The organism is Streptomyces sp. NPDC017529, from assembly GCF_044329785.1.
Taxonomy (GTDB): Bacteria; Actinomycetota; Actinomycetes; order Streptomycetales; family Streptomycetaceae; genus Streptomyces.
Genome location: NZ_JBIRJY010000003.1, coordinates 484,351 through 498,526, shown reverse-complemented (window position 1 = coordinate 498,526; position 14,176 = coordinate 484,351). Strand labels below are relative to the sequence as shown.

Below are 14,176 nucleotides of genomic sequence, written 5' to 3'. Positions count from 1 at the left end.
CCCCCGCCTCCCGCATAATCCGAATCTCCACCGGTAACTCCCTCACCGAGAGGCCACCCGCATGACGAACCCCTTCGAAGACCCGGAGGCGCAGTACCAGGTCCTCACGAACGACGAGAACCAGCACTCGCTGTGGCCGACGTTCGCGGAGATCCCGGCCGGCTGGCAGCGCGCTTTCGGGCCGGACAGCCGCCAGGCGTGCCTGGACTACGTCGAGGAGCACTGGACCGACATGCGGCCCCGCAGCCTCGCGGAGGCGATGGCGGACTGACCCGGGAGGCCCGAGCCGACCAGGTAAAAGGCAATCGCCGCACGGAGAAGGCACTCGCCTCACGAAAAGGCACCCGCTCCTTCCCGGAGCGGGTGCCTCGCCCTGTACGCCGCCCTTGGCGGACCGACGTCAGACCACCACCATCCGCAGCGCGAACGCCGCGAATCCCACCGCCAGCACCCCCGCTCCTATGCGGCACCCCCGCGACACGCCGGTCCACGGCAGCTCCAGCCGCCGCGTCACCCGCGCCACGAGCACGAGTGTGACGGCGAAGAGCGGCAGCCACGGCAGCCGGGTCGCCATCCAGGCGGCGAAGTCCGGCGCGGTGGTCAGGCCGGCCACCGGCACGGGGAGGAACGAGGCCGGTACGGCGATCGCCAGCATGGCGGTCTGGTGCCAGCACAGGATCGTCATCGCGGACTGGTTGACGGCGGTGACCGGCGCCCACAGCGCGGGCCGCCGCAGCAGGGCCGCGATCCTGTCGCGCAGCAGGATCGCCGCGCCGGACTGCGCCGCGGCCAGCGCGATCACCAGCATGGACGGCGGGTGGGAGTTCGTACGGTCCTGCCCAGGGACGCCGACCAGGCTCGCCGGGTAGTGGAAGACGAGGAGCAGCAGCGCGAAGAGCGCCACGCCGCCGGCGAGGAGCAGCCGGGCGCCGCGCCGGCCGAGCCGCTTCTCGCCCCACGAGACGCCCAGTTGGTAGCCGAACAGCCAGCCCGGGAGCAGGCTCACCAGGGTGGCCCAGTACGGGACGGAGTCGGCGAACGGGCCGTAGCGCAGGAAGTCCACGACGGCGACGACCGCCGCGAGCGGTGCCGCCGCCCAGCCGCCGAGCCGCCGCGCGGCCGCCACGCAGTACGGCGTCAGCGCCGTCACCACGGCGTACACGGCCACGAACCACAGCGGTTGGACGACCAGGGTCGCGGCCATGTGCAGCGTCGTGACGGGCACTCCGGCCGCGTACAGCACGGCGGCGAGCACGGCCCAGACGGCGGTGACGCCGACGGCGGGCCGTAGCAGCCGGGCCAGTCGGCCGCGCAGCCAGTCGCCCGGGGATACGCCCCGCTCGGCGGCGCGCCGGAAGGACAGCACGGAGGCGTGGCCGCCGACGAGGAAGAAGATGCCCAGCATCTGGAGCACCCAGGTGATCGGCGCCAGAGGGGCGAACGCGGACAGCGGGCTGGCGTTGTGCAGCGCGCCTCCGGTGTCGCGGACGAGGCCGCCGACGAGCCAGTGGCCGGTCGGTACGGCCAGCAGGGCCAGGGCCCGCAGCCCGTCGATGGCACGGTCGCGCCGGACCGGTTCGCGGCTGCCCTCAAGGGCGGGTCGTGGGGCGAGGGCGCGCGGCCGTTCGTCCAGGCTCACGATCGGGTCCCCACGCTTCCCGCAGCACGCCACATGGCAGCATTCCTCTCCTCGCGCACGACCGGGCCGCGGGTGTGCCACGGGCCGGCCGGAGGCCGTCATGACGGCGATCGCCGACTGCCTCAATGCTTCTGCGAGAAGGGGGAGGGCACAGTCAGGCCAACGCCCCGATCGCGGTGGTGCTGACCCCCTGCGGCTCGGGGTGCCACCCCCAGCGCCCGCCGGGTCGAGCGGCCGCGCGTCTCGGCCGGGCCGGTCTCAACCGGCCCGGCGGCGCCCCGGAGTTCGTATCATCGTCCGTATGACCGCCAAGTCGCCGGACCCTGCCGCCTGGGGCGAACTACGTGCCTCCCATTCCGACCGGGAAGCCGTGGTGGAACAGCTGCGGGAGGCGGCGGCCGAGGGCCGCATCGACCTCGCCGAGCTGGACACCAGGCTGGAACAGGCGCTGACCGCCAAGACCTTCGCCGACTTGGCGCCGCTCACCGCCGACCTGCCTACGGGTGCGACCCTGCTCGGGCCGGGCGAACCCCTGGTCCTCAGGGGCGGTTTCCACGGCGTGGCGCGTACGGGACGCTGGCAGGTGCCCGCGCACGTCACCGCGCACGGCGGCATGGGCGGCGTCCGGCTCGACTTCACCCGCGCCGAATGCCGCCTCCCCGAGGTCGAGGTGGAGGTGCACGGCGAGATGGCCGGGGTCACGGTCGTCCTACCGGAGGGCTGGGCCGCGGACACCGACGGCGTCGCCACCGGCATGGGCACCGTCAAGGACAAGACCACCCCCGAGCGCCTCCCGGGCACCCCGCTGATCCGCCTCACCGGCACCGCCGGCATGGCCGGCGTGGTCGTCCGCCACCCCAGCGCCCGCGAACGCCGCCAACTCAAGCGCGACCGAACGAGCCGGGGCACGTCATGACAAAGGCCCTCCCCCGGGGAGGGCCGTCAGCGGCGGAAGAAGTGCGCCCCCGGCAGGACTCGAACCTGCGGCCAAGTGCTTAGAAGGCACCTGCTCTATCCACTGAGCTACGGGGGCCAGGTGGTGGGCGTGGATCACGGGCCGCCGACAAGGATAGGGCTCCGTGTGCCTCGTCCCGGTTGCTTCACCTCCGTGGCACGTTGTGGAGGTTCGGTGAAGCGGTCCCGATAATCGCAGGCAGGTACGAATTCTGCACCGGTTTTGGCGCCTCACGCGTCGGGTGTTGTGCACTCGTTATGCCTGAGCCCCTCTGATCGCGGCTGCCTCATGCGTCGCTGATCCCGTTCTGTGTAGATTTCTGCGGCGCGCACGAGGGGCTATACGCTTCAAAAACCCAACAAAATTGGGCATTCTGCACGTGTGGCAACCTTGGACGTACAACCTCGGCTCCTTGACGTTCTGTCCGCGCTGCGCGACCGCGTCGACGCCGCGCGCTTCCCGCTGCCACTGCCCGGCGCCGCCCGCGCCCGGCGGACCCGCTCCGAGTTGCTGGACCAGCTCGACGACTATGTGATGCCCCGGCTGCGCGCTCCTCAGGCCCCGCTGCTCGCGGTCGTCGGCGGATCGACCGGAGCGGGCAAGTCCACCCTCGTCAACTCACTGGTGGGCCGGCGCGTCACCGAGGCCGGGGTGCTGCGGCCGACCACGCGTACGCCGGTGCTCGTCTGCCATCCGGACGATCACCACTGGTTCGCGGGCCGGCGCGTACTGCCGCAGTTCACGCGGGTGTGGGTGCCCGAGCAGGACGGCCCCGATGGCCCGGACGGGTACGACGACGCGTGCGAACGCGAGTACCCGTATGAGGACGAAGGGGACGGCGAGGCCGGGGGCAGAGTGACGGGTGCGGCGGGTGTGGCGCCGCTGCGGATCGAGACGGACGCGGCGCTGCCGAGCGGACTGGCCCTGCTGGACGCCCCGGACATCGACTCCCTCGTCGCGCGCAACCGGGAGCTGGCCGCCGAGCTGATCTGCGCGGCCGACGTATGGGTCCTGGTCACCACCGCCGCCCGGTACGCGGACGCGGTGCCGTGGCACCTGCTGCGGACGGCCAAGGAGTACGACGTCACGCTCGTGACCGTGCTCGACCGGGTGCCACACCAGATCGCCACCGACATCTCGGCGCGGTACGCGGCGCTGCTGAGCCGTGCCGGGCTCGGTGACGTACCCCGCTTCACCATTCCCGAACTGCCCGAGTCGGCCGGCGGCGGCAGCGGGCTGCTGCCCGCCACGGCGGTGGCGGCGCTGCGGCGCTGGCTGGAGCGGCACGCCGAGGACTCCGCGGTACGGGACGCGGCGGCGGCCCGCACCACGGCCGGGATCATCGCCTCGCTGCGCTGCCGCATGCCCGCCCTCGCCGGCGCCTCCGCTGCCCAGCACGCCGCCACGCTGCGGCTGGCCGACCGGATCGAGCAGGCGTACGAGGAGGCCGCGGCGCGGGTGCGGCGGGAGGTCGAGCAGGGCGAGGTGCTGGCCGGGGACGCGCGGGCCCACTGGCGGGACCACGAACTCGGCGGCCGCCACGACGAACTGCTGGACGCGCTCACCGAAGGGCTCACCTCCTTGCTGCGCTGCGCCGTGGAGCAGGCGGACGAGCGGGCCGCCGAGCAGTGGCGCCGGGACCCCGCGGCGGCGGACGCGGCCCTGACGGAGGCCGTGGACACGGCGGCCTCGGCCGCCCGCCTGGGCGTGGTCGTACGGCGGTGGCGGCGGTGCCTGGAGGAACTGGCGGAGGAGGGCGTACGGGAGGGGCGCGCGGTACGGGGCGGCCGCGCGCGGGCCGGTGAGCGGGCGCGCGCCGCGGCCGACCCGGAGGAGGCGGCGGCGCTGCTGGCCACCACGCTGCTGGGCGGCCGGCGGGCCCGTATGGCGGGCGAGGCCCTCGCCGACCTGATGGGGGCGCACAACGCGGTACGGCTGCGCGACCGGGGCGGCCGGCTGCTCGACACGTACCTTCAGCGCGCGTTGGACGGCGAACGGGAGCGGCGCGTGGCGCCGCTGGAGTCGCTGGGGGTGCGGCCGGACCACCAGGCCGCGCTGATCGCCGCGCTGTCCCGACTGCAGAAGGAGAAGGTGACGCGGTGACTGCTCCCGAAGGGCGTACGGACGGGGAAGCCGAGGACGTCAGGGACGGCGGGGGCGACGAGGGCGTGAAGGCGGTGGCGGGAGGCGGGCCGGAACCGGGCGCGGAGCCGGCCGCGGAGCCGGCCGCGGAGGCGGCCGCGGCGGAGCCGGACGCACGTGCGGGCGGGGCGCTCGGCTCCTGGGACGACGGGCTGATCGCGCGCCGTGCGAAGGACGGCGGCGCGCCGAGGTCGGCCGCCGGGCGGCGCCGTGCCCGCGCGCGGGAGGCGGAGCCGCGCGAGGACGCGTCGCCGAAGCGGGAGGCGTGGCAGAAGTGGGACGAGTGGGAACAGCGTGATCAGTGGCTGGAGCAGGACGAGTGGCACCAGCAGCGTGAGTGGCAGGAGTGGGAGGACGAGGGGGACAGCGAACTCGAAGCCGTACTGGCCGTCCTCCAGGAGCCGGGGGAGCCCTTGCAGGAGCCGCGGGGCCGAAAAGGGCGCCTCCAGGAAACGCGGGAGAGCGAGTGCGCGCCTCCCAAGGCGCGGCGGTCCGCGGGGGAGGGGCTGCGCCCCCGGCTGGACGCCCTGCGGGAGCTGATCGGGCTGTCCAGGACGCGGCTGGACGGGACCACGCTGGCCGAGGCGGGGCGGGTGCTGGACGCGGCGGACGAGCGGTACCGCCTGTCCGGCGAGCACACCGTCGTCGCCGTCGCGGGAGCCACCGGCAGCGGCAAGTCGTCGCTGTTCAACGCGCTCGTGGGGGCGGAGCGTTCGGACGTGGCGGCGCGCCGGCCGACGACCGCCGAGCCGGTGGCCTGCGTGTGGGCCTGCGGGCAGCCGGGCGCCGACGAGCTGCTGGACCGGCTGGGAGTGGCGTCGCGGCGCCGCCACGTGCCGGCGGCGGGCTCGGCCGCCCTGCCCGGACTCGTCCTCCTGGACCTGCCCGACCACGACTCGGCCGCCGCCGGGCACCGTGAGCAGGTCGACCGGATGCTGGCACTGGTGGACGCGGTGATCTGGGTGGTCGACCCGGAGAAGTACGCGGACGCGGTGCTGCACGAAAGGTATCTGCGGCCGCTGGCGGGCCATGCCGAGGTCACGTTCGTCGTGCTCAACCAGGTGGACCGGCTGCCGGGGGACGCCGCCGTACAGGTCGTCGACGACCTGCGCCGCCTGCTGGACGAGGACGGGCTGGCCCTGGGCGAGCACGGGGAGCCGGGGGCGACCGTACTGGCGCTGTCGGCGGCCACGGGCGAGGGGGTCGGTGAACTGGAGGAGGCGCTCCGGCAGTTCGTCGCGGAGCGCGGCGCGGCGGACCGGCGGCTGACCGCGGACGTGGACGCGGCGGCGGAACGGCTGTGGCCCGCGTACGTGGCGGACGGGCGGTACGGGCTGACGGGACCGGCCCGCGAGGAGTTCGAGGAGTGGCTCGCCGAGGCGGTCGGCGCCGGTGCCATGGGCAGCGCGGCGGAACGCGACTGGCTGCGGCACGCGGACCGGTCCTGCGGCACGCCGTGGCTGCGGCTGCGCGGCCGGCGGGCGGGGCGCGGCCGGGCGAGGCGTCCGGGGAGCGGGCGTACCAGCCCGGGGCGCACGGGAAGGTCGCGGCTGTGGCACCGCGACGCGTGTACGGAGGCGGACGCCGGCGGCGAGGCGGGCGCCGGCTCGGAGGCCGGTTACCACACGGTGAGCGGCTGGGTGCCGGTGGACGCGCGGGCGGCGGCACGGCCGCTGGTGGAACAGGCCGTACGGGCGGTGGCGGCCGAGGCCTCGGAAGGGCTGCCGGCGCCCTGGGCCCAGGCGGTGCGCGAGGCGGCGGTGCGGGGCGCGGAGGATTTGCCGGAGGCGTTGGACCGGGCGGCGGCGGTCTCCGAGGGGGCCTTGCGGGCCGGTCCGCAGGTACGGCCGCGGTGGTGGCGGGCGGCCGCGGTGGCGCAGGGGCTGCTGACCGCCTCGCAGGTCGTCGGCGTGCTGTGGCTGTTGGCCGTGGTGACGGGCGCGGCCGAGCCGGGGGAGTGGCTGGCCGCGCTGCTGGTGGCAGCCGTCGGGACGGTGGGCGGCCCGGCTCTGGCGTGGGTGTGCGGCGTGGCGGGGCGCGGTCCGGCGCGCCGGTACGGGCAGGAGGCGGAGCGCCGGCTGCGTACGGCGGCGGCGGGCTGCGGGCGGGCCGCGGTGCTGGAACCGGTGGCCGCCGAACTGCTCCGTTACCGGGAGGTGCGGGAGCAGTACACGGTTGCGGCGGGGCTGTGAGAGGGGTGGGTGGCACGGGTGGCACCCCCTTGCGGGTGACGGAGTTGTCCACAACTCGGTGGTAATGCACAGGCCCCGGCGCGCTCCGGCGGATCCGTGCAGCATGGGAGCGACAGGCAACGGTCCGTGACGGGACCGAAGGGCCCGCCGGGGGCCCGCGACGGGGGAGGCGACGACGATGTACGAGACGATGGTGACGCTGGTGGGCAACGCCGCGACGGCGGTGGAGCACCGGCAGACGGCGGCGGGCGCGTCGGCGGTGCGGTTCCGCCTGGCGACGTCCTCGCGGCGCTGGGACAGGGAGCGCGACTGCTGGGTCGACGGGGAAGCGAGCTTCTACACCGTCCGCGCCTGGCGGGCGCTCGCGGACCACGTCGCCGCTTCGGTGTCGTGCGGCGAACCGCTGATCGTGCACGGCCGGATGAAGGTGTGGGACCGGGAGCATCCCGAGGAGAAGGGCCGGCGGCGGGTGTCGGTCGAGGTGGACGCCTTGGCGGTCGGCCACGACATGTCCCGCGGCACCTCCGCCTTCCGACGGGTCGTCCGGGCCCGTACGGACCTGGTGCCACCGGCCGGCCCGGCGGCCCCGCCGGGACCGCGGGAACCGGCTCCGCCGGACGGCACGCCGGACGAACCCGACTGGTCGGCACCGCACTCCGCGGCCCCGGCGGAGACCGCGTCCGACTCCCCTGCGCGGGTCGTCCCCTGACGCTCCATAACCACGTGCCAACCGCCCGCTCGCGGTCCCGGACCAAGCCTTCCCGGGCGATACGCCGGAGAAGGCGGCAGTGCCCGGAAAGTCCCGGAGATTTGTCGATAATGCCAGGTCAGGTGGGGTGTAGACGGTAACGATTGCGATTCGGATCGCTTATGGGACGGTATTACGGGGGACCCTGTTGCGCCCGCTCTCTAGGATCCGTCGGGTACTCACGAGTACTCACGGGGGCTGATGTATTCGGCTGTTGAGTTCTTTGGGTTCATTCCGGCGAGGCATCTCCCCTATCGATCCCGCCTCGCCCAGAGGGGAAATTCATGATTTCAGTGAAGGGGCGGGGTGCTGCCCGCCTTGCCGCCGCGGTCCTGGCGTCCGGACTGGTCGCCGCAGGCGCGATAGCCACCGCCGGTCCGGCGGCGGCGGACGACGCGGCGCCCGTCCACGGGGGCGCCAGCGCCACACTCGGCGGTCTGAAGACCTACGACCAGGCGGTGCTGCACGACAACGGCCGCGACCAGCGGATCGGCGCCGGGCTCTTCGAGATGACCGTCGAGGGCGGCGGCGCCCTCCAGACGTACTGCATCGACATCAAGACGCCGACGCAGCAGCAGGCGAAGTACCAGGAAGTGCCCTGGAGCGCGTCGTCGCTGCACAACAACCAGGACGCCGGCAAGATTCGCTGGATTCTGCAGAACTCGTTCCCCCAGGTGAACGACCTGCCCACGCTCGCCCAGAAGGCCGGCGCCGGGAGCCTGAGCGAGAAGACCGCTGCCGCCGGTACGCAGGTCGCCATCTGGCGCTTCTCCGACAAGGCTGACGTCGAGGCCCTCGACCCCGCGGCCGAGAAGCTCGCCGACTACCTGGAGAAGGAAGCCAATCGGCAGGGCGGGAGCCTCACCGAGCCCGAGGCGTCGCTGAAGCTGGACCCGCCGGCCGTCTCCGGCAAGTCCGGCAGCAAGCTCGGCCCGGTCACCGTCCGCACCAACGCCAACAGCGTGACCGTCTCCCCGGCCGCCGGTACCCCCGCCGGCGTCAAGGTGGTCGGCGCCGACGGCAAGCCCGTCACCAAGGCGGCCAACGGCACCAAGCTCTTCTTCGACGTGCCCGCGGGCACCAAGGACGGCTCCGCCTCGCTGACCGCCCAGGCCGCCACGAAGATCTCGGTCGGCCGGGCCTTCACCGGCAGCGTCGGCAGCATCAAGAGCCAGACCATGATCCTGGCCGGCTCCAGCGAGTCCACCGCGACCGCGACCGCCACCGCCTCCTGGAAGAAGCAGGGCGCGGCCCCGGCCGTCACCGCGGAGAAGAACTGCTCCAAGGGCGGCGTGGACGTCACGGCGACCAACAAGGGCGACGCGCCGTTCCGCTTCCAGCTCTCCGGCAAGGGGCACGTGATCGCGCCGGGCAAGTCCGAGACGATCACGGTCCCGGTCGCCGAGGACCAGGCGTACGAGATCACGATCAACGGTGAGGGCGGCTTCAAGAAGACCTTCACCGGGGTCCTCGACTGCAAGACCGCCGGCACCGGCACCGGCAAGCCCGCCCCGCAGCCCAGCCCGGCCTCGGCCGGCGGCACCAGCTCGGGCAGCACCGGCGGCAACGGCGGCGACCTCGCCGAGACCGGCTCCAGCAGCGCCACCCCGGTGATCGCGGGCGTCGCGGTCGCGCTGGTCGTGGTCGGTGGCGGCGCGGTCTTCTTCCTCCGCAAGAAGAAGGCGGGCGTCAGCCAGTAGTAACCGAGGTGACCGGGCGGGCGGCCCCGCCCGTCCGGTGACCGAACGCACGACCCTCGCCGCCCTCCGTGACCGGGCACTCCGCTCGCCGGTCACGGAGGGCGCGCGTCGTTCCCGGCGCGGGGCCCGTTCACCGGGCTGTGAGGTACTCGTTTCCATCGCGGGCTGGCCGTACGGCAAGATGGGGTGTATCTGCCCTCGCGCGGCGGAGCCGCTCATCGGCCCACGCGGCGGAGCCGCATTGACCATGACAGATCCAGACTGCCGGACGGTTTCTCTTGGCTGAGTACATCTACACGATGCGCAAGACGCGCAAGGCGCACGGCGACAAGGTCATCCTTGACGACGTGACGCTGAGCTTCCTGCCTGGCGCGAAGATCGGTGTCGTGGGTCCCAACGGCGCCGGCAAGTCGACGGTGCTGAAGATCATGGCCGGTCTTGAGCAGCCGTCGAACGGCGACGCGTTCCTGACCCCGGGCTTCTCCGTCGGGATGCTCCTCCAGGAGCCGCCGCTGGACGAGACCAAGACGGTCCTGGAGAACGTCCAGGACGGCGCCCGCGAGATCATGGACAAGCTCAGGCGCTTCAACGAGGTCGCCGAGCTGATGGCGACCGACTACTCCGACGCGCTGATGGAGGAGATGGGCAAGCTCCAGGAGGACCTGGACCACGCCAACGCGTGGGACCTGGACACCCAGCTGGAGCAGGCCATGGACGCGCTGGGCTGCCCGCCCGGCGACTGGGCCGTCACCAACCTCTCCGGTGGTGAGCGCCGCCGCGTCGCGCTGTGCAAGCTCCTGCTGGAGGCCCCCGACCTGCTGCTCCTCGACGAGCCCACCAACCACCTGGACGCCGAGTCCGTGCAGTGGCTGGAGCAGCACCTCGCCAAGTACGCCGGCACCGTCGTCGCCGTCACCCACGACCGGTACTTCCTCGACAACGTGGCCGAGTGGATCCTGGAGCTCGACCGCGGCCGCGCGATCGCCTACGAGGGCAACTACTCCACGTACCTGGACAAGAAGGCCGCCCGCCTGAAGGTCGAGGGCCAGAAGGACGCCAAGCGCGCGAAGCGTCTGAAGGAAGAGCTGGAGTGGGTCCGCTCCAACGCCAAGGGCCGCCAGGCCAAGTCCAAGTCCCGCCTGACCCGCTACGAGGAGATGGCGGCCGAGGCCGAGAAGACCCGGAAGCTGGACTTCGAGGAGATCCAGATCCCGCCGGGCCCGCGCCTGGGCAACGTCGTGGTCGAGGTCGAGCACCTGAACAAGGCGTTCGGCGAGAAGGTCCTCATCGACGACCTCTCCTTCACCCTCCCGCGCAACGGCATCGTCGGTGTCATCGGCCCCAACGGCGCCGGCAAGACCACGCTGTTCAAGATGATCCAGGGCCTGGAAGAGCCGGACTCCGGCCAGATCAAGGTCGGCGAGACGGTCAAGATCTCCTACGTCGACCAGAACCGCTCGAACATCGACCCCAAGAAGACCCTGTGGGCCGTCGTCTCCGACGAGCTGGACTACATCAACGTCGGCCACGTCGAGATGCCGTCCCGCGCCTACGTGTCGGCGTTCGGCTTCAAGGGCCCGGACCAGCAGAAGCCGGCCGGCGTGCTGTCCGGTGGTGAGCGCAACCGCCTGAACCTGGCGCTGACCCTCAAGCAGGGCGGCAACCTGCTGCTCCTCGACGAGCCGACCAACGACCTCGACGTCGAGACCCTGTCCTCGCTGGAGAACGCGCTGCTGGAGTTCCCCGGCTGCGCCGTGGTCGTCTCCCACGACCGCTGGTTCCTGGACCGCGTCGCCACGCACATCCTGGCGTACGAGGGCGACTCCAAGTGGTTCTGGTTCGAGGGCAACTTCGAGTCGTACGAGAAGAACAAGGTCGAGCGCCTCGGCCCGGACGCGGCCCGTCCGCACCGCGCCACGTACAAGAAGCTCACCCGGGGCTGAGCCGTGCGACATTCCTACTCCTGCCCGCTGCGCTGGTCCGACATGGACGCCTTCGGCCATGTCAACAACGCCGTGTTCGTCCGCTACCTGGAAGAGGCGCGGATCGACTTCATGTGGCGGCTGGCGCCGGGCGAGGGCAGCACGGCCTTCTCCGGCGGGTCCGTCGTGGCCCGCCACGAGATCGACTACGTACGGCCGCTGGTGCACCGGCACGCGCCGGTGACCGTCGAGTCGTGGGTGACGAAGATAGGCGCCGCGTCGATGACGATCGCCTACGAGATCAAGGACGAGGAGACGGTGTACGTCCGCGCCTCGACCGTCGTCGTCCCCTACGACCTCGACGCGCAGCGGCCCCGCCGCATCACCGAGGAGGAGAAGTCCTTCCTCACGGAGTACCTGGACGATGCGGACGGCGCCAAGCGGCCGGAGGGGGCCGTCGCCGCATGACGGCGTTGCGCCTGGCCGATGCCGGGGAGGCGGCGGACCTCGCCGCCTTCCTGGCCCGGCTGATCCACTACGACCGTGCCGCGGCGGTGCGGTTGCAGGCCGGCAGCGGCGTGCTCGCGGTGTTCGGGCGCCCGCCGTCGTTCGAGGTGCTGGCGGTCCGTACGGCCCGGCTGGCACCGACCGTGCCGGGCCCGGCCCAGACCGCTTCCTCCGCCGGGGGCGCCTCCGATACCGGCCTGGACCTGACCGTCTCGGCCGGTGACCTCCTCGAAGGCATCGACGAGTCGGCGGACAGCCTGGCGCTGCCCGCCGCCGTGACCGGGCCGCCGTGGGCCGGTGTGCTGCCGCCGCGCGGCGGCTGGCAGCAGGTCCCGGGGCTGCCGTCGCCCCAGGCGCTCGGCAGGACCGTCGCCCTGGCCGTCGCCGAGTTCCGGGCCCGCGACGAGGCCCTGACGGCGGAGCGCCGCACACGCGCCGAGCGCGACCGCATCGGCCGCGAGATCTGGTCCCGCACGCTGGGCGACACCCACCTGCCGCTCAGGGCCGCGCACGCCGCGCAGTCCCTGGGCTTCCTGCGGCCCGCCCGCGCCGGGGCGCCGGCCGGCCACGGTACGCCGGCGGGCCCGGGGCAGCCTCCTTCGGGGACCGCGCTGGCGGCTCAGCCGACGCTGACCCTGCTGGCCGCGGGCGGCTGGCTGCGGCTGCGGACACCGTACGGCTCGGTCGCGGTCCGTACGGGCGGGCCGTCGGCGCTGCCGGTGACGCCCGCCTGAGGCCTCTTCCCCCTGACGGCCCAAGGGCCGCCCATGGGCTTTCGGCCCTCAGTCAGCCGTGTTGATCATCGACGCCGCGGCGTACGTCATGTAGTTCCACAGCTGCGTCTCGTGTTCGGGGGACAGCTCCAGGGAGTCCACCGCGTCCCGCATGTGCCGGAGCCAGGCGTCGTGGGCGGCGCGGTCCACCGTGAAGGGCGCGTGCCGCATGCGCAGCCGCGGGTGGCCCCGGCCTTCGCTGTACGTGCGGGGCCCGCCCCAGTACTGCATGAGGAAGAGCACGAGCCGCTCCTCGGCCGGCCCGAGGTCCTCCTCCGGGTACATCGGCCGCAGCAGCGGGTCCTCGGCCACGCCCTGGTAGAAACGGTGCACCAGGCGGCGGAAGGTCGGCTCGCCGCCGACCTGCTCGTAAAAAGTCTGTTCCTGAAGCGTGCCGCGCGGAATCTTGTTCACCCGTCCATGGTGTCAGACGACTCGATGGTGCCGGACGACTCGGCCGAGGACCTTCGTCGTAGGACAGTGGAGACATGAGCGGTACACAGTCCTGGCCGGCGGGCGTCCCCGCAGGGGAGGCGGACGCCGCGCGCGCCGAGCTGGTCCGGCAGATCAGGGCGAGCGGCCACCTCGGCGATCCGCGGTGGCGGGCCGCGTTCGAAGAGGTGCCGCGGCACCTCTTCGTGCCGTACTTCTTCGTGGCCACACCCCGCGGCTACCAGCGGCTCTCCGGCACCGATCCCGACCCGCGGCAGCGGGCGCGCTGGCTGGACGGCGTCTACACGGACGGGCCGCTGGCGACCTGTATGCGGGACGGCGAGCTGGTCTCCTCCAGCAGCCAGCCCTCGCTGATGGCCATGATGCTGGAGGAGCTGCGGGTCGAGGAGGCGGAGGAAGAGGAACCGGGCCCCGGCCACGGTACGGGCACTGGCGGGACAGGCTGCCGCGTCCTGGAGATCGGTACGGGCACCGGCTACAACGCGGCCCTGATGGCGCACCGGCTCGGCGCGGAGCGCGTGACGACCGTCGACCTGGACGAGGAGATCACCGGCCCGGCACGGGAACGCCTGGCCGCTTCGGGCTACCGCCCCGCCGTGGTGACCGGCGACGGAGCCCTCGGCTGCCCGGAGCGCGCGCCGTACGACCGCACCATCGCGACCTGCGCGCTCTCGGCCGTCCCACCGGCCTGGATCGCGCAGTCCACCCCGGGGGCGCTGATCCTCGCGCCGTTGGCCACCGGCCTGATCGCGCTCCGCGTGACCGACCCGGCGGCGGGCCGCGCCGAGGGCCGCTTCCTGGCCACACCGGCCTACTTCGTACCGCTACGGGCCCAGGAGGACGCCGCCGAGGAGCCCGGTGAGGAGCCCGAGCCCCGTTCCGCCTCCGGTGGCGGGCACCGGGACGCCCGCCACGGCCTGCCGCGCGAAGTCCTCCGTGACGAGCGCTTCCACTTCCTCTGGGCCCTGACCGCGGCGAGCCTCACACCGCGCGAGACCCACGACCTCTGGCGGCAGGAGGACCGCCCGCGCCGGGAACGTTTCGGCGTCACCGTGGACGCCACCGGCCAGCGGGCTTGGCTCGACACTCCCGACGGGCCGCACAGCTGGCCGCTGACCGGCGCCGAGAGCTGAACGGCCCGTCGC

Annotated in this window: 12 protein-coding genes and 1 tRNA gene; 10 read left to right on the top strand and 3 right to left on the bottom strand. The window is 73.2% G+C overall.

Features of this window, described 5'->3' with window-relative positions; translation table 11 throughout:
• Positions 1 to 61 precede the first annotated feature (61 nt).
• Positions 62 to 271 carry an MbtH family protein gene (locus ACH4K4_RS09520; protein WP_398165999.1) on the top strand — a complete coding sequence of 70 codons (210 nt, stop codon included), beginning with the start codon at positions 62 to 64 and terminating at the stop codon, positions 269 to 271.
• A 129-nt stretch (positions 272 to 400) separates the two neighbouring features.
• On the opposite strand, the gene ACH4K4_RS09515 is transcribed toward ACH4K4_RS09520, so the two are convergent.
• Positions 401 to 1,633, bottom strand: a complete 1,233-nt coding sequence (locus ACH4K4_RS09515; protein ID WP_398166316.1) for an acyltransferase family protein — start codon at positions 1,631 to 1,633, stop codon at positions 401 to 403.
• Positions 1,634 to 1,940: 307 nt separating this feature from the next.
• On the opposite strand from ACH4K4_RS09515, the gene ACH4K4_RS09510 reads away from it, so the two are divergent.
• On the top strand, positions 1,941 to 2,555 hold the full coding sequence (locus ACH4K4_RS09510) for a DUF1707 domain-containing protein (RefSeq protein WP_398165998.1): 615 nt from the start codon (positions 1,941 to 1,943) through the stop codon (positions 2,553 to 2,555).
• Positions 2,556 to 2,599: 44 nt separating this feature from the next.
• On the opposite strand, the gene ACH4K4_RS09505 is transcribed toward ACH4K4_RS09510, so the two are convergent.
• A tRNA-Arg gene (locus tag ACH4K4_RS09505) sits at positions 2,600 to 2,672 on the bottom strand.
• A 312-nt stretch (positions 2,673 to 2,984) separates the two neighbouring features.
• On the opposite strand from ACH4K4_RS09505, the gene ACH4K4_RS09500 reads away from it, so the two are divergent.
• From ACH4K4_RS09500 to ACH4K4_RS09470, 7 genes are all read left to right on the top strand, one after another.
• Positions 2,985 to 4,697 carry a dynamin family protein gene (locus tag ACH4K4_RS09500; protein ID WP_398166314.1) on the top strand — a complete coding sequence of 571 codons (1,713 nt, stop codon included), beginning with the start codon at positions 2,985 to 2,987 and terminating at the stop codon, positions 4,695 to 4,697.
• On the top strand, positions 4,694 to 6,928 hold the full coding sequence (locus tag ACH4K4_RS09495; RefSeq protein WP_398165996.1) for a GTPase: 2,235 nt from the start codon (positions 4,694 to 4,696) through the stop codon (positions 6,926 to 6,928). Before ACH4K4_RS09500 ends, ACH4K4_RS09495 begins: the two co-directional genes overlap by 4 nt.
• A gap of 178 nt (positions 6,929 to 7,106) precedes the next feature.
• Positions 7,107 to 7,637, top strand: a complete 531-nt coding sequence (locus tag ACH4K4_RS09490) for a single-stranded DNA-binding protein (RefSeq protein ID WP_398165995.1) — start codon at positions 7,107 to 7,109, stop codon at positions 7,635 to 7,637.
• Between the two features lie 323 nt (positions 7,638 to 7,960).
• Positions 7,961 to 9,376, top strand: a complete 1,416-nt coding sequence (locus tag ACH4K4_RS09485) for an LAETG motif-containing sortase-dependent surface protein (protein WP_398165993.1) — start codon at positions 7,961 to 7,963, stop codon at positions 9,374 to 9,376.
• Positions 9,377 to 9,654: 278 nt separating this feature from the next.
• Complete coding sequence (gene ettA, locus ACH4K4_RS09480) at positions 9,655 to 11,319, top strand: energy-dependent translational throttle protein EttA (RefSeq protein ID WP_398165991.1); 1,665 nt, start codon at positions 9,655 to 9,657, stop codon at positions 11,317 to 11,319.
• Positions 11,320 to 11,361: 42 nt separating this feature from the next.
• Complete coding sequence (locus ACH4K4_RS09475) at positions 11,362 to 11,766, top strand: acyl-CoA thioesterase (protein ID WP_398166312.1); 405 nt, start codon at positions 11,362 to 11,364, stop codon at positions 11,764 to 11,766.
• Positions 11,763 to 12,539: a hypothetical protein gene (locus tag ACH4K4_RS09470; protein ID WP_398165989.1), complete on the top strand. Its 777-nt coding sequence runs from the start codon at positions 11,763 to 11,765 to the stop codon at positions 12,537 to 12,539. Before ACH4K4_RS09475 ends, ACH4K4_RS09470 begins: the two co-directional genes overlap by 4 nt.
• A gap of 48 nt (positions 12,540 to 12,587) precedes the next feature.
• Here the strand turns inward: ACH4K4_RS09470 and ACH4K4_RS09465 are convergent, their stop codons facing one another.
• A complete protein-coding gene (locus tag ACH4K4_RS09465) occupies positions 12,588 to 12,992 on the bottom strand; it encodes a globin (protein WP_360122701.1) in 405 nt (134 codons plus the stop codon).
• Between the two features lie 74 nt (positions 12,993 to 13,066).
• Here ACH4K4_RS09465 and ACH4K4_RS09460 point away from each other — a divergent pair, with 74 nt between their 5' ends.
• A complete protein-coding gene (locus ACH4K4_RS09460) occupies positions 13,067 to 14,164 on the top strand; it encodes a methyltransferase domain-containing protein (RefSeq protein ID WP_398165988.1) in 1,098 nt (365 codons plus the stop codon).
• Positions 14,165 to 14,176: the final 12 nt, after the last annotated feature.